The sequence below is a fragment of the Gordonia rubripertincta genome (assembly GCF_038024875.1).
Taxonomy (GTDB): Bacteria; Actinomycetota; Actinomycetes; order Mycobacteriales; family Mycobacteriaceae; genus Gordonia; species Gordonia rubripertincta.
The window spans coordinates 977,622-995,640 of sequence record NZ_CP136136.1 but is presented as its reverse complement, the minus strand read 5'-3'; the positions used below and the strand labels follow the sequence as shown (position 1 = coordinate 995,640).

The window sequence follows — 18,019 nt, the reverse complement described above, 5'->3', positions numbered from 1 at the left end:
TCTGCGAAACACCATGAGTGACAACATGATCAACTGGGAGAAGGACGCCGACGGCGTCGTCATCCTGACCATGGACGACCCCAACCAGGGCGCCAACACCATGAACGCGCTGTACCAGGAGTCGATGGCTGCGACCGTCGACCGCCTGGAGGCGGAGAAGGACGACATCACCGGTGTCATCCTGACCTCGGCGAAGAAGACCTTCTTCGCCGGCGGCGACCTCAAGGACATGACGAGCGACCGCTCGAACGTCTCCAAGGCCGAGATCGCCACCCAGATCACCGAGACCACCAACGCCATGAAGAAGGTGCTGCGTCGTCTCGAGACCCTGGGCAAGCCCGTCGTCGCGGCCATCAACGGCGCCGCCCTCGGTGGCGGCCTGGAGATCGCGCTGCACACCCACTACCGCATCGCCGCGGACGTCAAGGGTGTCCAGATCGGTCTGCCCGAGGCCACCCTCGGCCTGCTCCCCGGTGGCGGCGGCGTCGTCCGTACCGTCCGCCTGCTCGGTATCCAGAACGCCCTCATGGGTGTCCTGCTGCAGGGCCAGCGCTTCAACCCGACCAAGGCCAAGGAGACCGGACTGGTCAACGAGGTCGTCGGCTCCATCGAGGAACTGATCCCCGCCGCCAAGGCATGGATCAAGGAGAACCCCGAGGCCCAGCAGCCGTTCGACGTCAAGGGCTACAAGATCCCGGGCGGTGCTCCCACCAACCCGGCCTTCGCCGCGAACCTCCCGGCTCTGCCGGCCCTGCTGCGCAAGCAGATCAAGGGCGCCAACATGCCGGCTCCGCGGGCCATCCTGGCCGCAGCCGTCGAGGGTGCCTACGTCGACGTCGACACCGCCGACATCATCGAGACCCGCTACTTCGTCTCGCTGGTCACCGGCCAGGTCGCGCAGAACATGATCAAGGCGTTCTTCTTCGACCTGCAGCACATCAACGGTGGCGGCTCGCGCCCCGAGGGCTACGACAAGTACACCGCCAAGAAGGTCGGCGTCATCGGCGCCGGCATGATGGGCGCGGCCATCGCGTACGTCTCGGCCAAGGCCGGCATCGAGGTCGTCCTCAAGGACATCGACCTCGAAGCAGCCAAGCGCGGTAAGGGTTACTCCGAGAAGCTCGAGGAGAAGGCTCTCGCCAAGGGCAAGACCACGCAGGAGAAGAGCGACGCGCTCCTCGCCCGCATCCACCCGACCGTCGACCCCCAGGACTTCAAGGGTGTCGACCTCGTCATCGAGGCCGCCTTCGAGTCGGTCGAGGTGAAGCACAAGGTGTTCCAGGAGATCGAAGACATCGTCGAGCCTGACGCCATCCTCGGTTCCAACACCTCGACCCTGCCGATCACCATCCTCGCCGAGGGTGTGAAGCGGTCCGAGGACTTCATCGGTATCCACTTCTTCTCGCCGGTCGACAAGATGCCGCTGGTCGAGATCATCAAGGGTGAGAAGACCTCGGATGCCGTGCTGGCCAAGGTCATCGATTACACCTTGCAGATCCGCAAGACCCCGATCGTCGTCAACGACAGCCGTGGCTTCTTCACCAGCCGCGTCATCGGCACCTTCATCAACGAGGCCATCGCGGCCGTCGGCGAGGGCGTCGAGCCGGCGTTCATCGAGCATGCGGGCACCCAGGCCGGTTACCCGGCCGCACCGCTGCAGCTCATGGACGAGCTGACCCTGACTCTGCCGCAGAAGATCCGCAAGGAGACCGAGGCAGCGCTCAAGGCCGCGGGCAAGGAAGTTCCGCAGCACGGCTCGAACGCCGTCGTCGATTGGATGGTCGAGAACGGCCGCACCGCCAAGAAGGACGGCAAGGGCTTCTACGACTACGACGAGAACGGCAAGCGCACCCAGCTCTGGCCGGGCCTGCGTGAGCAGTTCAAGTCGGGTACCACGGAGATCCCGCTCGAGGACATGAAGGAGCGCATGCTCTTCGCCGAGTCCCTCGAGACCGTCAAGTGCTTCGACGAGGGTGTGCTCACCTCCGTCGAGGACGCCAACATCGGTTCGATCTTCGGCATCGGCTTCCCGGCATGGACCGGTGGTGTCATCCAGTACATCAACGGTTACGAGGGTGGCGTGCCCGGCTTCGTCGCGCGTGCCAAGGAGCTCGCCGGCAAGTACGGCAAGCACTTCGAGCCGCCGGCCTCGCTCGTCGAGAAGGCCGAGCAGGGTGTCACCAAGCTGACCAACGAGAACCTCGCTGCGAAGTAAGGCTCTCGCTGGGTAGCCAGCAGACATCAAGGGCCCCGGCCGGATTCGTTCCGGTCGGGGCCCTTCTTGTCGCGATCACTGTTTCCGTTCGCGCTCACCCTTCAACGGTGAGCGCGAACGGAATCGGTGATCGCGATTAGGCTGCGACTAGGCCGAGCTTCTCCAGCTGCGGACGGAGAAGCGGTACCAACTGTCGGCGCTCGAGAGTGGCCCAGGTCCAGCGCGTGACGGTGAGACCTTCGGCCCGGAGGCGATCCTCGCGCAGCTTCTCACGAACGACGACGTCCGTGGCTGTTTCGTCTGTGCGCCGCAGGCGACCGTACTTGTGCAGGCCGTCGAACTCTCCGATGAGCAGTCCGTCCCAGTCGAAGTCGCTGCGGTACCTCTGCCCGTCGATGATGAACTCGCGCTGCAGCGTAGGGATCGGGAGACCCGCATCGATGATCTGGGCACGGCTCCAGGATTCGCCGACACTCTCGGCCTTACCGTCGGCGAGAGGTAGTGCGCGCTTGGCATTTCGAGCGCTGGTTCGTCTGCGTCGAGACAGCGTGTCGGCCAGGACGTCGGGATCGGCACCGCGTCGGAGGGCGGCGTCGAAGACGACGATCGCTTGTGCAAACGTGCCCATGCACGCGACGTCGACCGCGGTACGTTCGACGGATGTCACTCGGACACCGTCGACCTCGGTGATCTCCTCGGGTTCGAGAGGCGCGGCGTGGAGGTGGCGTTGTCTTCGGATGGACCCGCCGTAGGGCCGGCCCGTGGTGACATGCACGACATTCAGATCGGGATGCAGCATCGAGAGTCCGTGAACGGCAGCGGCGGAGACGTGGCTGAGCGGATGGGCGCGGGCCGGACCCGACGTGGCGACCGCCAGTGCGCGCAGGCGATGCAGACTCTCGGCCGCGTCCGGCCCGTGCGGTCGGCCTGAAGACGTGACCCAGACGCCGGGGTGGACTCGGACGAGGTCTCCGCGCTCGACTGCGCTCGCCAGTTGTTCGTCGGAGAACCCGGCATGAAGGGCTGCGTCGCGATGGACGAGCCCGTATCGGTCGGTGGGGAATGAAGACATGCAGATTCGACGCGGGAAACCGGAGCGCGGTTCCCTGCGGAGCGCGCGATCACGTATTCCGTTCGCGCTCACAGTTTCTGGATGATCGCGAACGGATGTCGTGAGCGAAACTCAGTCCCCCGACGGCGCCGGGTGGGCGTCGAGCAGGCGACCTGCATTTGCGAGTGCCCGCAGCAACGGATGTGGCGGAACCGTTCGACGCCGCGATGCGTCAAAGTACGCATGACTCCCATCACGACAGACCGGACGGGCCTGATCGCACGCGAGGATGCGCTGCTTGCCGGTCTCACTGATCAAGATCTCGACGACGAGGTGTCGCGGAACCACCTCGTGCGGGTCGGGCCGGGGATCTTCGCGCTGGCGTACGGATACCTGCTGTGGTCGCGGAAGGGGTGAGCCTCGGCGGCGGGAGGCCCACGCCGTTCCCGCGAAACGGGCCGGCCGGAAGGGAACGGCGCCGCGGGAACGAATGGTCAGCGGGTCAGGAAGGAGGTGACCGTCGCCTCGAAGGCCTCCTTCGCCTCGATCATCACCCAGTGACCGCACTTCGGGAAGATGTGCAGTTCGGCGTCGGGGATGAGGCGCATGGGGACCATCGCCATGTCGGGCGGGCTGACGCGGTCGTCGCGGCCCCAGGTGAGGAGGGTTGGGCAGGCGACCTTGTGCATCGACGCCCAGTAGGGAGGAGTGTCGGAGGCGGCCATGAATTGCTGCTGCATCTCGAAAGCCGCCGAGCCGTACATCATCTGGGCGGTCTTCTGAGCGTCGGGGTTGATGGCGGCTTCCCAGCGCTCTTCGATGAGTTCCTCGGTGACGAGGGAACGGTCGAAGACCATCGAGTTCAGCCAGCGGACGAGCTTGTCCTTGTCGGGGGCGTCGGTGAACTCCTGCAGGAGTCGCAGGCCCTCGCTGGGGCTCGGGCTGAATACGTTCGGGCCGACGCCACCGATGGTGACGAGCTTCTCGACCCGATCGGGTTTCTTGATCGCCAGGTTGACGCCGACGACGCCGCCCATCGAGTTGCCGATCATCGGGGCCTTGTCGATGCCGAGCGCATCCATGAACCGGATGACCGAGCCGCCGGCGGTGAGGACCGGGTGACCCTCGACCGCGTCGCTGACGCCGAAGCCGGGGAACTCGATCACATAGCAGTGGTGGGTCTGCGCGAAGTGGCCGAGGTTGCCGCGGTAGTTGCGCCAACCGGTCACCCCGGGCCCGGACCCGTGCAGGAGGATCAGCGGCGGCGCATCGGCGTCACCGGCCTCGTGGTAGCGCAGGGTGCCCTGGTCGGTCGTCAGTTCCCGTTTGGTCGCATCGTAGGAGACATCCACGCGACTAGATTAGAACGTGTTCTAATCCGTTGTCACGGGTGTGCGTGATCGTGTTCTTGACCTGCGGAGATGTGGCCAACTCCGATGATGTCGTGGAGGATGCGATGCACGATCGCGTCGCCGACGACCTCGTAGTGGACGCTCCGGCCGACCTTCTCCGACCGAACCCACCCCTGGTCGCGGAGTGCCCGGATCGACTGCGAGGCGGCGTTCTCGGTGATGCCGATCGAGGCGGCGAGCTCGGCGACCGTCGAGCCCGGATGGGCGTGCATCTCGGCGACGAGTCGCAGTCGCGTCGGGTCGCTGAGCAGCGTGAAGCGCGCGGCCCATGAGTCCGCGTCGAAGTCGGTCACCGATGCCTCCTCTGCTCGTCCCGCCCCCTCGAATTACACCACCGGCCGTGGATGCCGGGGCCGAGTGGCGACAGATGTATGTCTGGGAGAACATATGTCTGTGACGACACGTGTAGGCCGCCGGCCCCTCGGACGCCGCGGACGGCCGGTGATCGTCGTGGTCGCGTCCATGTTGCTCGCCGGAGTCGCCCTCGGGGGATGCGCCCTCGGGCAGGATGCCGCGACGTCGGAGCAGATCGTGCTCGCCGAAAGCCAGGACCTCGGGCAGTTCAACCCGATGCTCGGCTACGGGCAGTTGGGTGTGTCGCCGATCTATGACGGACTGCTGGCTCCCGCGGCGGACGGTGACGACCGCGTCCCCGACCTCGTGCCCGCGCTGGCCGCGTCGGCGCCCGAACGCATCGCGCCGCGGACCTGGCGGGTGCCGCTGAAGGACGGCGTCACCTTCTCCGACGGCACCGCCTTCGATGCCGTCGACGTGGTTGCGACGTATCGCGCCGCGGTCGACCCGAAGGTGGCGTCGGGCATCTCCACCGACTTCGCGCCGCTCGCCTCCATCGAAGCCGATGGGCCACGGGCGATCAGGCTGACCATGACCACAGACGCAGACCCCTCGCCGTACCTCCTGCTCGGCATCGTCCCGTCGGAGAAGGTGGAGCCCGCCCCCGCGGCGAGATGGGCACTCAACACCGAGCCCGTGGGAACGGGGCACTATCGCCTCGAGTCTCTCGACCCCGACCAGGCGGTCCTCGTCACCCGGGATGACCGCGCGGAGTCGACGGCGGTGCGCAAGATCGTCTACACCCATGTGCCCGACGACAACTCCCGTGCGCAGCTCGTGCAGACCGGTGAGGTCGACGGGGCCGGCCTTCCGCCGCGACTGGCCGACGGGTTCGCCGACCGTTCCGGTGTCGATGTCGCAGTGGTGGCTTCGGCGGACTGGCGGGGAGTCTCGCTGCCGTCACGCAACGCCTTCACCGCCGACCCCGCCGCGCGCCTGGCGATGAACCTCGGCGTCGACCGGGACGCGCTGGTGGACAACGTCCTGCTGGGCAAGGGGGAGCCGGCGAGCACGCCGATCGCAAAGGTCTACGGCGATGCCTTCGACGCCGATGCCCAGTTCGCGTACGACCGTTCGCTGGCTGAGTCGACCCTCGACGCCGCGGGTTGGCGCACCGGTTCCGACGGCGTACGCGTCCGGAACGGGGTTCGCGCGTCGTTCCCGCTGCTCTACAACGCCGAGGACACCCTGCGCCGCGACCTGGCGGTCGCCTTCGCCGCCTCGATGAAGGGGGTCGGCGTCGAGGTGCTGACACGAGGCACCAGCTGGGACGAGATCGAGACCAAGATGGACACGGCCGGTGTGCTTCTCGGCGGCGGAGCGACCCCCTACAGCATCGATTCCCAGGTCTACGACGCCCTCCACACCCGTGTGCCGGATTCGTCGCCCTACTCCAACCCGGGCAACTTCACCGCTCCCAGGCTCGACGAAATGCTGGACGCTGCAAGGGAATCGGCTGCGGGGTCCGAGAACGACGAACGGTATCGCCGTATCCAGCAGATCTACGCACGTCAGCCGTCCCAGGTGTTCCTCGCCTTCGTCCACCACACCTACGTGGCCCGCAGTGCGGGGTGGAAGCATGATGCCCCGATCCTCGAACCCCACTCGCACGGCGTGACCTGGGGGCCGTGGTGGAATCTGCCGTCCTGGGCGCCGACATCGTGACCACGTGGATCCGGCCGGACGCCGAGCGGCCCGCGGCGGGCCCGCGTCCCGAACCGGAGAATCCGCTCGGCACAAGCGAATACGGTCGACGCCGGGGTGGTTCTCGAACGGCCATGCGACTTCTCGGACGCCGGTTCCTGGTGATGATCCCGACCGTGCTTCTCGTATCGCTGGGGGTGTTCGCGCTCGCCGCGGCCTCGCCGTTCGATCCGCTCACGGCGCATCTCGGCGACAGGTACCAGTCGGCGACGCGGGCGCAACGGGACGCCATGACGCAGGCATACGACCTCGACGACCACTGGTTCACGGCCTGGTGGAAGTGGTGGGGTGCGGTGTTCCGGGGAGACCTGGGATGGTCGTCGACCATGCGTCAACCGGTGGCCGACGTGATCGGTCAACGGCTCCCGTTCACATTGGGAATGTCGTTCGCGGCGTTGCTGTCTGCTGCGGTGATCGCGATCGTCCTCGGTGCCGTGGTCGGCATGCGACGCGGCGGTCTGCTCGACCGTGCCTGCACCTCTCTGGCTGCGATACTCGCCGCGACACCGCCGTTCGTCGTATCCCTTCTGCTGGTCAGCGCTTTCGCTGTGGGGCTGGGCTGGTTTCCCACCTCGGGCGCACGACGTCCGGGCGATGGCTACTCGCTCGACGGTCTGCTCACGCACGCGGTGCTGCCCTACCTCGCGTTGACCATCTCGATGATCCCGTGGTTGCTGCTGACGATGAGGTCGGCGGTCGTCGACGCTGCCGCGTCCGACGCGGTGCGGGGCGCACGTGCCCGCGGCGTGGGCGGATGGAGGTTGTTGCGCGGACACATCGTGCCGGTGTCGGTGCTGCCGACCCTTGCGCTGCTCGGAACACGGCTGCCGGAGCTCATCGCCGGTGCCGCCATCGTCGAAACCGTCTTCGGCTGGCCGGGTCTCGCCGAAGCTCTCGTCGATTCCGCGGTGGCCCTCGACTTCTCACTTCTCGCACCGCTTGCCGTCGGGTCCGCGGTGCTCGTGCTCATCGGGTCGGCGTTGTCGGATGTGGCCGCCGTCTGGATCGATCCGCGGATCGGATTGCGCGCATGACAGCCGTCCATCAATCGACGATCTCCGACGAAAGTCATTGGGCCGTAACCCGCGAGCGATTCACGCTTGTGGCGCCGTGGGTAGTGCTCGGTGTGTTCGCGCTGCTGGCCGTGGGGTGGCCTTTCGTCGCCGGCGATCAGACCGCCGACTTCGCACAGGCCCTGCGCGCCCCCGGCCGTGGCGCACTCCTGGGGACCGATCATTCCGGCTACGACCTCGGCGTCCGCACCGCGGAGGGGCTGCGGATCTCATTGCTCATCGCCATCGCCTGCGCGGTGCTGGCCACCGTCCTCGGTGTGGTCGTCGGAGTCGCGTCGGTGACCGCCGGCGGGTGGGTCGATGCGGTCGTGATGCGTGTCGTCGATGGGGTGAACGCGCTGCCGCACCTGGTCGTGGGTGTCGTGATCGCGGCGATGTGGCGCGGCGAACCCCTCGCGATCATCGCCTCGATCGCGCTCACCCATTGGCCGGCCGTGGCACGGGTGGTGCGTGCCGAGCTGCTCGAGGCGACCTCGGCGGGATGGGTGGAGACCGCACGCCTGGCCGGTGCCTCGCGCGCGTTCATCGCCACCCGCCACCTGCTGCCTGCGGTGTCCGGACAGGTGTTGGTCGCGATGACGGTGCTCCTCCCACACGCGGTGTGGCACGAGACGACGCTGTCGTTCCTGGGCGTCGGCCTGTCTCCGGACGCCGCGAGCCTGGGCACGCTCCTCGGTCAAGCCCGCGGCGACGTCCTCACCGGCGCCTGGTGGACGTTGGTCGTTCCCGGTGTGGCGCTCTTGTTCACCGCGCTCGCGTGCTCGGGAGCGGCTGCCTCGCTGCGACGCGCCACGCTTCCGCCGAGCGGCGAGGTGTGGCGATGACCGCCCGTCTCGATGGGGTGACGGTCGATGTCACCGCGCGACGCCGCCAGCGCGTGCGGGTCCTCGACGACGTGACTCTGGACCTGCCGGCCGGTTCGATGACCGCCCTCGTCGGCGAGTCGGGCTGCGGGAAGTCAATGGTCGCGGCGGCGATCTGCGGGCTGCTGCCGCCCGGATCGAGCGTGACCGGACGCCTGGCCCTGGGCGATGACGCCTTCCTGGGTCACGAAATCGGCGGACGAGACCCGCGCTGGCGGGCGGTCCGCGGCCGTCGCGTCGGGTTTGTGCCGCAGTCGGCGGCGACCTCGTTCACGCCGGTGCGCACGCTCGGCTCCCAACTCGACGAGGTGATCGCCGGCCTCGACGGCGCGCGCGACGCGGTCGAGCTGTGCCATGCGGTGCATCTCGATCCAGACGCGCTGCGGCTCTACCCGCACGAACTGTCCGGCGGCATGGCGCAACGCGCCGCGATCGCCGCAGCCCTGGCCGGCGGTCCCGAGGTCCTGGTCGCCGACGAACCGACCTCCGCCCTGGACCCCGACCTCGCGGCCGCGATTTGGGCACTCCTGACAGAGACGGCTCGACGCGGCGCCGCCGTCCTGGTGATCACCCATGACACGGAGACCCTGCGGAGGGCGGGGTGTGATTCGGTCGCGGTCATGCGCGCCGGCCGCATCGTCGATCATCGTGCGGCCGCTGACCTCGCAACGTCCGACGATGAGTACGTCGCTGCCTTCTTCGAGCCGGTCGCATGACGGCGACACTCGCCGGCAGAGGCCTGACCGCGCGATTCGGTGACCGCGAGGTCTTCGCCGACCTCGACATCGCCGTCGACACGGGCTCGATCACCGGCGTCGTCGGCCGGTCAGGCAGCGGGAAGACGACGCTGCTGCGCATCCTCGCCGGACTGACGGAACCGGCGGCAGGCGCCGTCGAACAGCGTGGTGGGGAACCGCGCCCGGGGACCGTCGGACTCCTCGCGCAGCATCCCCGGGTCGTCGCCAACCCGCGCTGGACCTTGCGGAGGATCGTCGCGGAACCCGCCGCGATCACGCGACGGCTCTGTGACGTGGAGGAGATCGCCGCACGCGTGGGTCTCGACCGCGCTCTTCTCGACCGCTTCCCCTCGCAGGTCTCCGACGGCCAGCTCCAACGCGCGTGCATCGGTCGGCTGCTCGTGCAAACGCCGCGGTTCGTCCTGTGCGATGAGCCCACCGCCATGCTCGACCCGATCTCGGCGCGGGCGGTGATCGGCCTTCTCCAAGAGCTGGTCGACGCCGGGGCCGGGATGGTGCTGGTCAGTCACCAGCGGCGGCTCGTCGACGCTCGGTGTGACCGGGCGGTGGATCTCGACGCGAAGTAGCCGACGCGACTAGTTGGCCCACTCGACGTCGAGAAGCCTCATGGCCTCGACGAGGTCGGGGTCGAACGGATCGACCGGTTCGTTCATCGGTGTCGGCACGATGGCGAGGTCGGTGTCGGCGTCCCGCTCGAACACGCCCCAGAGCCGGCAATTGTCTGCATGACGTGAGCTGAACTCGATTCCCGTGACAGGTCGACCGGTCGGCGTCGCGAGTTGGTCGACGGCGTATTGCCACGGGGTCCATTTCCAGACGTCCGGCCGGTAGCGGACCCGGTGGATCTGTACCTCGCGGGACGCATACGCGATCGAGCCGAGAGCGGACGCTTCGCTCATCCAACCGCGGCAAACTGGCGCGCTGCACCCAGAACCCGGGGTCCCTCGGTGTCCAGGTCCCCGTCACGAAGGGCTCGTGCGGGCGACGTGTCGTCGAGTATGGGATTGAGTCCTTGAAACCAAGCCTGTGCCACGGTGGGACTGTCGCGTTCAGAGATGATCCGGGCCGCGCGGTAGGCGATTCGCAGACGCTCTTTATCGGTCGGGTTGGCGATTGCACGGCTACCGTCGGCCCACTGCCGGACCGCGCGGGTTTCCTTGACGGTGCCGAGATAAGCGACGAGCTTCGCGCCGAGCAGGTCTCGTAAGGCTGATACCAGCTCGGCGTCCGACATGCGGGTTGCCTCGTTGAAGGCCGCGAGATCTGGGTGCGCACCGGTGATTGACACTTCCGATCACCTCCTGGAACACAGGATAGATCACATGTGGAATGCCGACAATTCTCCGATCCACCTGTGTCAGGGCACGCCGGGGACCGTCGACGCGTGGGTGGTGGATCTCGACGCCGGGCGACGAACCTACATCTGCAACCGCACCGCGTCGTCCTCGCCCATGGCGTCCTCGAGGACTTCGGGGGAGTAGTCGACGTCGATGTCGGCGACCGAGCGTCCGCGGGCGGATTCGATGGCGGAGAGTCGGCGTTGGGCGCGGTCGGCGGCGTAGGTGAGGAATTCGTTGTTGTCGAGGCCGAAGGGTTGCTCCTCGAACTGCTGGTTGACCCAGTCGATCATGCCGAGCGCCAGTGGGAGGAGCTCGTCCATGCGTTCGCCGACGGTGGCCCAGAGCGAGTCGTCGGCGGCGACGTGCCGGCGGCAGGTGAAGGTGCCCCACGCCATGTGGCGACGCTCGTCGTCGCTGATGAAGCGGATCAGCTTCTGCATGCCGGGGAAGATGTCGTAGCGCGTGCAGACCTTCTGCCAGGCGTGGTAACCCGTCAGCGCCAGGCTGCCCTCGATGACGTGGTTGTAGGTGACGCTGGCGCGGATCTGGTTGCGTGGCGACGCGTCGTGCTCCAGGGCGTGCAGCGACTCCGGCAGCTCCTCGTAGAACAGCCGGCGATAGAAGGGGTTCTCCGCGACGAACGCCTGGAGGTCTTCTTGGAGGCCGACGGAGTCCATCCACATCCGGAAGACCTGGGTGTGCTTGGCCTCTTCGAAACAGAACTGGGTCAGGTACATCTCGTCGCCGAAGCGGCCCTCGGTGGACATCGCCTTCATGAAGGGCTGGATGTCCTCGGTCACCGCCTCCTCGCCCGCGATGAACTGACTCACGAGATACGTTGCGCTACGGCGTTGCTCGTCGTTCAGCTCGACCCAGTCCTGGGCGTCCCGCGAGAAGTCGATCGCCGTCGGGTCCCAGAAGCGGGCGTTGCCTTTGATGAAGAGACGCAACGGAAACGAGTCCCAGTTGAGACCTCCCGGTCGCAACGAGGAGAAGTCCTGGCGGCCCTCTTCCTTGTGCTCGATAAGCGTCATGAGATCACCAGCCAACTGCCGTGGAGAGTACGAATACCTGACGCTAACGCTTTCCCCTGCGAACAGTGTCAGGTTCAGCGAATTCGCTTGCCGTAGCTCATGTTACGCCTTGTCGAGAACGGGCTCCGGTGTCGTGTCGTCTTCTTCGCGCTTGGCCAGCGCACTCGGCCACCAGATCTTGCGACCGATGTCGAGGGTCAGCGCAGGCACCAGGAGTGTGCGCACGATGAGCGTGTCGATGAGGACGCCGAACGCCACCAGGAACGCCACCTGTGCGAGGAACAGCAGCGGGATCACGGCGAGTGCCGCGAAGGTCGCCGCCAGCACGACGCCGGCCGAGGTGATGACGCCGCCGGTCGCGGTCAGGCCGCGGATCATGCCGATCCGGGTCCCGTGCCGGAGTGCTTCCTCGCGCACTCGGGTCATCAGGAAGATGTTGTAGTCGATGCCGAGTGCCACGAGGAACACGAAGGCGAACAGCGGGACCACCGGGTCTGCACCGGGGAATCCGAACGGACCGTTGAACAGCAGTGCCGCCACGCCCAGCGTCGTCGCGAAGGACAGCACCGTGGTCGCCAGCAGGATGGCCGGCGCCAGGATGCTGCGGAGCAGTGCGACCAGCACGAGGAAGACCACGATCAGCACGATCGGGATGATCAGGTTGCGGTCGTGGATCGACGTCTCGCGGGTGTCGAGGTCGATGGCCGTGGTTCCACCGACCAGCGCGTCGGCGTTCGGGACCGAGTCCACCGCCGAGCGGATGTCGGAGACGGTGTCCTGGGCGGCGAGCGACTCGGCGTTGTCGGTCAGCGTCGCGGTGATCGCGACCTTGCCGTCGACGACCTTCGGGGCGTCGCCTTCGGTGAGCAGTTCGGCGTTGGCCACCCCGTCGGTCGCACGGACCGCGTCGAGCACCGCGGTGCCGGCGGCCTGGTCGGCGATGACGTAGGTGGGCGTGCCGCTACCGGCGTCGAAGTGCTTGGCCTGGATCTCGGCGCCCTCCACCGACTCGACCGTGCCCATGAAGAAGTCCGTCGACGCGATGCCGTCGGCCTTGAAGGTCGGGGCGAACGCCGCGCCGATGAGCAGCACGATCAACGTGCCGGCCCAGATGGCACGCGGCTTGGACGCGACCGCGTCGGCGATGCGCTTCCACAGGCGGTGGGTGGCGCCGCTGTCGGCCGAGGTCTCCGGCGCGTACTTGGGGCGGAGGGGCCAGAACGCGGCGCGGCCGAGCAGCGCGAGCGCGGCCGGCAAAAAGGTCATCGACGCCAGGAAAGACGCGACGATGCCGATCGCGGCGACCGGACCGAGGCTCTTGTTGGAGTTCAGATCCGACAACAGCAGACACAGGACACCGGCGATGACCGTGCCCGCCGACGCCGCGACCGGCTCGATCGTCGCGCGCCACGCCTGCTTGATCGCGGCGTATTTGTCCTCGGTGGCTATCAGTTCCTCGCGATACCGGGACACGAGCAGCAGCGCGTAGTCCGTCGCGGCCCCGAAGACGAGGATGAACAGGATGCCCTGGCTCTGACCGTTGAGGTCGAGCACGCCCTGCTTGGTCAGGAAGTAGACGAGTCCCGATGCGAGTCCGAGGGCGAAAACCGCGGAGATGACCACCACGAACGGCAGGATGGGGCTGCGGTAGACGACGATCAGGATCAGGATCACGACGGCGCCCGCGACCAGCAGCAGCAGGCCGTCGATGCCGGCGAAGGCCTCGCCGAGGTCGGCGACCTGGCCCGCGGGACCGGTGACCGCGACCGTCAGACCGTCCGGTGCGTTCGCCAGCTTGTCGCGCAGGATCTCGACAGTGTCGGCGGGTTCGCCGGCGCTCTGGATCGGGACGAAGAGCTGGGCGGCCTGGCCGTCCTGCGACGGGATCGGCGGGGAGACCGCCGGACCGAAACCGGGCGTGCCGGCCAGGTCGGCCGTGGTGGTGCGCAGGAACTCGAGGTCACCGGGCGTGATCCCGCTGGAGCGTTCCGCGATGACGATGGCGGGGATCTCGTCGGTGTCCTGGAAGTCGGCCAGCAGATTCTGGACCTGCGTCGACTCGGCCGAGGCGGGGAGGAACGAACTGTTGTCGTTGCTCGCGACGCCCGCCAGCTTGCCGGCGAACGGGCCCGTGATGCCGCCGACGATCAACCAGCCCAGAAGGAGCAGGGCGGGGATGAGCCAGCGGAGCCTGCGGGTGGGACGGGGACTCGAAACGGTCTTGTCCGGCATGGGGTCATCGTTCCATGCCTTTTCCGCACGTGCGGAGGAAGGGCTCGAGGGCGGTCGCATGCAACCGATTCGGTGCCATCCGGGAGCCGGATGGCCGCAGTGGGAACGCGTGACACCGATCACGTGAATTGGCTGCGGCGACCGAGGACTTGGACCAACATGTGATGTACGTCGCATAAGCAGACGGCGATATCTAACGCCCTGTTCCGGGGCGGCACGAGCAAGGAGCACACGTGAAGACCAAAGGTGCAGTTCTCCGCAATCCGGGTGAGATGTGGCAGATCGAGGAGTTCGAGCTCGGTGACCCGGTGGCAGGCGAAGTCCAGGTGAAGCTCGTCAGCTCGGGTCTCTGCCACAGCGACCATCACCTCCGCACCGGTGACAGTCCGGCGCCGATGCCGGTGCTGGGCGGACACGAGGGCGCCGGCGTCGTGACCAAGGTCGGTCCGGGTGTCACCCGTCTCAAGGAGGGCGACCACGTCGTCACTGCGTTCATCCCGGCATGCGGGACCTGTGAGCCGTGTTCGCGCGGTCAGCAGAACATCTGCGACGAGGGTGCGCGCCTGCTGACCGGCTTGTCCATCTCCGACGACACCAACCGGGCGCACACCCATGACGGTCTGCCGCTCGTGCAGATGTGCATGCTCGGCACGTTCGCGCCCTACATCACGGTCAACCAGGCGTCACTGGTGAAGATCGAGGACGACATCCCACTGCAGGCCGCAGCCCTCCTCGGATGCGGTGTGGCGACCGGCTGGGGTTCGGCGGTCGAGATCGGCGGCACGCATGCCGGCGACACGGTCGTGGTGGTCGGCATCGGCGGTGTCGGCATCAACTCGGTCCAGGGCGCCGCGGCCGCCGGTGCACGCAACGTCATCGCCGTCGACCCGGTGCCCTTTAAGCTGCAGATGGCCGAGAAGCTCGGTGCGACACACACTTTCGCGTCGATGGAGGACGCGCTCGAAGCCATCGGCGACATCACCTGGGGCCGGATGGCCAACACCACCATCCTCACCGTCGGCGAGATCGACGGCTCGATGATCGCCCCCGCTCTCGCCCTCACCGGCAAGGGCGGACAGGTCGTCGTGGTGGGCATGGGCAACTTCCAAGCGATGGACGCCCAGATGAACCTCTTCGAGCTCACCCTCCTGCAGAAGCGGGTGCAGGGCGCCATCTTCGGTGGTGCCAGCCCGCGGACCCAGGTCCCGGCGCTACTGAACGAGTACCGCGCGGGCAAGCTGAACCTCGATGATCTGGTGACCAACACCTACCGGCTCGACCAGATCAACGAGGCCTATGACGACATGCTGGCGGGCAACAACATTCGCGGCATGATCGTCTACGGGGAAGACGACTACTGATCGTTCTCCGACACCCTGATCAGCGACGCCGGGTCACCCTGCGGTGGCCTGGCGTCGCTGATTGATCAACAGGTTGAGGAAACGCAGGCCGAGCCCGAGGAGTACCAGCGTGCTGGCCATCTGGATCGACACCGCGATCCGTGCCCCCTGCGAATCCGGTGCGATGTCGCCGAAACCCGTTGTCGTGAACACCGTCAGGCAGAAGTACAGGGCGTCGACGCGGGTGAGCTTCTCGTTGAAGCTGCCCGGATCGTATTCGGAGAACAGGTAATACGTGGTGGCGAAGGCGACGATGTAGAACGTCGCCAGCGCCACCAGCATCTCGACCGCGGTCGCGACCGGACGGGTGGACCGCGCGAATCTGCGCACCTCCCACACGCAGAACGACGCGAGCAGTGCCGCACCCAGGACCATCCCGAGGGTGTTGAGATTGCTGTCCTTGTTGATCGGCAGCAGGAAGTATCCGGTCAGCAGGACGATGGCGGCGCCGATGGGACGGAGTAGGGCGACCGTCAGGTCACGTCCCTTCGCCAACACGAAGGAATCCGGCGACCCCGGTCCCGGTGCCGGGGCGCCGAGAGGGCCGCCGGATGCGTCGTTCACCAGATCCGGACCCGCTGGTCCTGCTCCAGATACAGTGCGTCCCCGGGCTTCACGTCGAAGGCCTCGTAGAAGGCGTCCATGTTGCGCACGACGCCGTTGCAGCGGAACTCCGGCGGCGAGTGCGGGTCGATCGACAGACGACGGATCGCCTCGGCGTCGCGGGTCTTGGTGCGCCAGATCTGCGCCCAGCTGAAGAAGACTCGTTGCGTACCGGTCAGCCCGTCGATCACCGGGGGTTCGGTTCCCTCGGTCGCGATCTCGTACGCGACCAGCGCGATGGACAGACCACCGAGGTCGCCGATGTTCTCACCGATGGTGAAGTCACCGTTGACCTTGTGTTCCGGGTCGAGGCCCGTCGGGGTGAACTCGCCGTACTGGTCGATGAGCTTGCGTGTACGGGAAGAGAACTCGCTACGGTCGGTGTCGGTCCACCAGTCGACCAGGTTGCCGTCGCCGTCGTACTTCGCGCCCTGATCGTCGAAGCCGTGCCCGATCTCGTGGCCGATCACGGCGCCGATGCCGCCGTAGTTGACCGCGTCGTCGGCCTCGGGGTCGAAGAACGGCGGCTGCAGGATGGCGGCCGGGAAGACGATCTCGTTCATGCCCGGGTTGTAGTAGGCGTTGACTGTCTGCGGCGTCATGAACCACTCGTCGTGATCGACCGGTCCGCCGATCTTGGCGAACTCGCGGTCCTGCTCGAACGACGATGCGCGCGCGACGTTCCCGATGAGATCACCGCGGTCGACGCTCAGCGCGCTGTAGTCGCGCCATTTCGCCGGGTAGCCGATCTTGGGGGTGAACTTCTCGAGTTTCGCGAGGGCCTTCTCCCGGGTGTCCGGGGTCATCCACGGGAGTTCGGAGATGTTGCGGCGGTAGGCCTTCACCAGGTTGGCGATAAGCTCGTCCATACGCGCCTTCGCCTCCGGCGGGAAGTGCTTGGCGACATAGAGCTTGCCGACCGCGAAGCCCATCGCGCCCTCGACGAACCCGACGCCGCGCTTCCATCGGTCACGGATGGTCTCCGCGCCCGTCAGCGTGCGGCCGTAGAAGTCGAAGCTCTCGTCGACGAAGTCCGACGACAGGTACGACGCCGCGGAGCGGAGCAGTCGCCACGTCAGCCAGGTCTTCCACTCGTCGAGCGGACGAGAGGCGATGAGAGCCGACGCGCCGGACACGAAGGACGGCTGCGCGACGACGACCTCGGCGAAGGTCGGGTCACCGGTGGTGCCCAGACCGCCCAGCCACTCGCTGATCGGAAAACCGTCAGCGGTGGAGGAGAATTCGTCCAGCGTCATCAGGTTGTAGGTGAGTTCGGCGTCGCGGCGCTTGACGACGTCCCAGTGCGCGGCCGCGATCGCGGTCTCGAGATCGAGGATGGTGCCGGCGCGGGCAGCTGCGTCGTCGAAGCCGGCGAGGGCGAACATCCGCTCCACGTGCGCCACATAAGCGGTGCGGGTCTCCGCGTGTTTGTCCTCGCGGTAGTACGACTCGTCGGGCAGGCCGAGACCGGACTGGGTGACGTGCACCAGGTAGCGGTCGGACTTCTTGGCGTCGGTGTCGACGTAGAAGCCGAACAGTCCACCGGCGCCGTGTCGCTGGAGCCGGCCGATACGCCGGGCGAGTGCGTCCACGGAATCGATGGCGGCGATCTTCTCGAGCTCGCCGGTGATCGGGCCGATTCCGAGCGCCTCGATGTGGTCGGTGTCCATGAACGAGGCGTAGAGGTCGCCGATCTTCTGTGCGTCGGAACCGCTCGCCGGGCTCGACTCCGCACACTCGGTGATGATGTCGCGGACGTTCTCCTCGGAGTTGTCGCGCAGCACGTGGAATGCTCCGTCGACCGAACGGTCGTCGGGAATGACGTGCGACTCCAACCACTTGCCGTTGACGTGGGCGAACAGATCGTCCTGGATGCGGACGGAATCGTCGACCCACTCGAGGTCGAGTCCGGACTTGAGATCGGTATTCGAAGCAGTCACGCGCTCCATCCTGTCACCGGATCGCCGATCCGTCAGCAGC

The 18,019-nt window shown here is 67.0% G+C and carries 17 protein-coding genes; 8 read left to right on the top strand and 9 right to left on the bottom strand.

Going from position 1 to position 18,019, the window contains the following annotated elements; all coding sequences use genetic code 11:
• Positions 1-13: 13 nt before the first annotated feature.
• Positions 14-2,215 (top strand): 3-hydroxyacyl-CoA dehydrogenase NAD-binding domain-containing protein, encoded by a 2,202-nt coding sequence (locus tag RVF83_RS04420; protein ID WP_005196409.1) that lies wholly within the window; start codon positions 14-16, stop codon positions 2,213-2,215.
• 136 nt (positions 2,216-2,351) lie between these two features.
• Here the strand turns inward: RVF83_RS04420 and RVF83_RS04415 are convergent, their stop codons facing one another.
• Positions 2,352-3,287 carry a type IV toxin-antitoxin system AbiEi family antitoxin domain-containing protein gene (locus RVF83_RS04415; RefSeq protein WP_039880148.1) on the bottom strand — a complete coding sequence of 312 codons (936 nt, stop codon included), beginning with the start codon at positions 3,285-3,287 and terminating at the stop codon, positions 2,352-2,354.
• A gap of 222 nt (positions 3,288-3,509) precedes the next feature.
• On the opposite strand from RVF83_RS04415, the gene RVF83_RS04410 reads away from it, so the two are divergent.
• Entirely contained in the window at positions 3,510-3,683 is a 174-nt protein-coding gene (locus RVF83_RS04410; RefSeq protein ID WP_005196413.1) for a type IV toxin-antitoxin system AbiEi family antitoxin domain-containing protein, read from the top strand.
• 77 nt (positions 3,684-3,760) lie between these two features.
• Here RVF83_RS04410 and RVF83_RS04405 read toward each other — a convergent pair whose 3' ends face one another.
• Together RVF83_RS04405 and RVF83_RS04400 are read right to left on the bottom strand one after the other, a co-directional pair.
• On the bottom strand, positions 3,761-4,618 hold the full coding sequence (locus tag RVF83_RS04405) for an alpha/beta fold hydrolase (RefSeq protein WP_005196414.1): 858 nt from the start codon (positions 4,616-4,618) through the stop codon (positions 3,761-3,763).
• A gap of 32 nt (positions 4,619-4,650) precedes the next feature.
• Positions 4,651-4,971, bottom strand: coding sequence for an ArsR/SmtB family transcription factor (locus tag RVF83_RS04400; protein ID WP_005196417.1), 321 nt, complete (start codon positions 4,969-4,971; stop codon positions 4,651-4,653).
• Between the two features lie 94 nt (positions 4,972-5,065).
• On the opposite strand from RVF83_RS04400, the gene RVF83_RS04395 reads away from it, so the two are divergent.
• From RVF83_RS04395 to RVF83_RS04375, 5 genes are read left to right on the top strand one after another with little or no spacing between them, the layout of a single operon-like run.
• Positions 5,066-6,697 carry an ABC transporter substrate-binding protein gene (locus tag RVF83_RS04395; RefSeq protein ID WP_210735762.1) on the top strand — a complete coding sequence of 544 codons (1,632 nt, stop codon included), beginning with the start codon at positions 5,066-5,068 and terminating at the stop codon, positions 6,695-6,697.
• A complete protein-coding gene (locus RVF83_RS04390) occupies positions 6,694-7,770 on the top strand; it encodes an ABC transporter permease (protein ID WP_039880160.1) in 1,077 nt (358 codons plus the stop codon). The genes RVF83_RS04395 and RVF83_RS04390 overlap by 4 nt, the downstream gene beginning before the upstream one ends.
• A complete protein-coding gene (locus RVF83_RS04385) occupies positions 7,767-8,633 on the top strand; it encodes an ABC transporter permease (protein ID WP_005196424.1) in 867 nt (288 codons plus the stop codon). The genes RVF83_RS04390 and RVF83_RS04385 overlap by 4 nt, the downstream gene beginning before the upstream one ends.
• Positions 8,630-9,388: an ATP-binding cassette domain-containing protein gene (locus RVF83_RS04380; RefSeq protein WP_005196426.1), complete on the top strand. Its 759-nt coding sequence runs from the start codon at positions 8,630-8,632 to the stop codon at positions 9,386-9,388. Before RVF83_RS04385 ends, RVF83_RS04380 begins: the two co-directional genes overlap by 4 nt.
• Positions 9,385-9,996 carry an ABC transporter ATP-binding protein gene (locus tag RVF83_RS04375; protein ID WP_005196428.1) on the top strand — a complete coding sequence of 204 codons (612 nt, stop codon included), beginning with the start codon at positions 9,385-9,387 and terminating at the stop codon, positions 9,994-9,996. The genes RVF83_RS04380 and RVF83_RS04375 overlap by 4 nt, the downstream gene beginning before the upstream one ends.
• 9 nt (positions 9,997-10,005) lie before the next feature.
• Here RVF83_RS04375 and RVF83_RS04370 read toward each other — a convergent pair whose 3' ends face one another.
• From RVF83_RS04370 to RVF83_RS04355, 4 genes are all read right to left on the bottom strand, one after another.
• Positions 10,006-10,329, bottom strand: a complete 324-nt coding sequence (locus tag RVF83_RS04370; protein WP_005196429.1) for a hypothetical protein — start codon at positions 10,327-10,329, stop codon at positions 10,006-10,008.
• The gene (locus RVF83_RS04365) at positions 10,326-10,712 is read right to left on the bottom strand and encodes a hypothetical protein (protein WP_039880163.1); all 387 of its coding nucleotides are present in this window, start codon (positions 10,710-10,712) and stop codon (positions 10,326-10,328) included. The genes RVF83_RS04370 and RVF83_RS04365 overlap by 4 nt, the downstream gene beginning before the upstream one ends.
• Before the next feature lie 135 nt (positions 10,713-10,847).
• Positions 10,848-11,804, bottom strand: a complete 957-nt coding sequence (locus RVF83_RS04360) for a R2-like ligand-binding oxidase (RefSeq protein ID WP_005196432.1) — start codon at positions 11,802-11,804, stop codon at positions 10,848-10,850.
• 102 nt (positions 11,805-11,906) lie between these two features.
• Positions 11,907-14,036 carry an MMPL family transporter gene (locus RVF83_RS04355; RefSeq protein ID WP_005196433.1) on the bottom strand — a complete coding sequence of 710 codons (2,130 nt, stop codon included), beginning with the start codon at positions 14,034-14,036 and terminating at the stop codon, positions 11,907-11,909.
• Positions 14,037-14,269: 233 nt separating this feature from the next.
• Between RVF83_RS04355 and RVF83_RS04350 the strand changes: the two genes are divergently transcribed.
• Complete coding sequence (locus tag RVF83_RS04350; protein ID WP_005196435.1) at positions 14,270-15,397, top strand: NDMA-dependent alcohol dehydrogenase; 1,128 nt, start codon at positions 14,270-14,272, stop codon at positions 15,395-15,397.
• 33 nt (positions 15,398-15,430) lie between these two features.
• Here the strand turns inward: RVF83_RS04350 and RVF83_RS04345 are convergent, their stop codons facing one another.
• Positions 15,431-16,000 carry a potassium channel family protein gene (locus RVF83_RS04345; protein WP_005196436.1) on the bottom strand — a complete coding sequence of 190 codons (570 nt, stop codon included), beginning with the start codon at positions 15,998-16,000 and terminating at the stop codon, positions 15,431-15,433.
• Entirely contained in the window at positions 15,997-17,988 is a 1,992-nt protein-coding gene (locus tag RVF83_RS04340; RefSeq protein WP_039880151.1) for a M13 family metallopeptidase, read from the bottom strand. The genes RVF83_RS04345 and RVF83_RS04340 overlap by 4 nt, the downstream gene beginning before the upstream one ends.
• Between the last annotated feature and the right edge of the window lie 31 nt (positions 17,989-18,019).

Coding starts and splice junctions, on each gene's coding strand:
- RVF83_RS04420 (WP_005196409.1), top strand. CDS start 14: ATGAGTGACAACATGATCAACTGGGAGAAGGACGCCGACGGCGTCGTC.
- RVF83_RS04415 (WP_039880148.1), bottom strand. CDS start 3,287: ATGTCTTCATTCCCCACCGACCGATACGGGCTCGTCCATCGCGACGCA.
- RVF83_RS04410 (WP_005196413.1), top strand. CDS start 3,510: ATGACTCCCATCACGACAGACCGGACGGGCCTGATCGCACGCGAGGAT.
- RVF83_RS04395 (WP_210735762.1), top strand. CDS start 5,066: ATGTCTGTGACGACACGTGTAGGCCGCCGGCCCCTCGGACGCCGCGGA.
- RVF83_RS04385 (WP_005196424.1), top strand. CDS start 7,767: ATGACAGCCGTCCATCAATCGACGATCTCCGACGAAAGTCATTGGGCC.
- RVF83_RS04380 (WP_005196426.1), top strand. CDS start 8,630: ATGACCGCCCGTCTCGATGGGGTGACGGTCGATGTCACCGCGCGACGC.
- RVF83_RS04375 (WP_005196428.1), top strand. CDS start 9,385: ATGACGGCGACACTCGCCGGCAGAGGCCTGACCGCGCGATTCGGTGAC.
- RVF83_RS04370 (WP_005196429.1), bottom strand. CDS start 10,329: ATGAGCGAAGCGTCCGCTCTCGGCTCGATCGCGTATGCGTCCCGCGAG.
- RVF83_RS04360 (WP_005196432.1), bottom strand. CDS start 11,804: ATGACGCTTATCGAGCACAAGGAAGAGGGCCGCCAGGACTTCTCCTCG.
- RVF83_RS04355 (WP_005196433.1), bottom strand. CDS start 14,036: ATGCCGGACAAGACCGTTTCGAGTCCCCGTCCCACCCGCAGGCTCCGC.
- RVF83_RS04340 (WP_039880151.1), bottom strand. CDS start 17,988: ATGGAGCGCGTGACTGCTTCGAATACCGATCTCAAGTCCGGACTCGAC.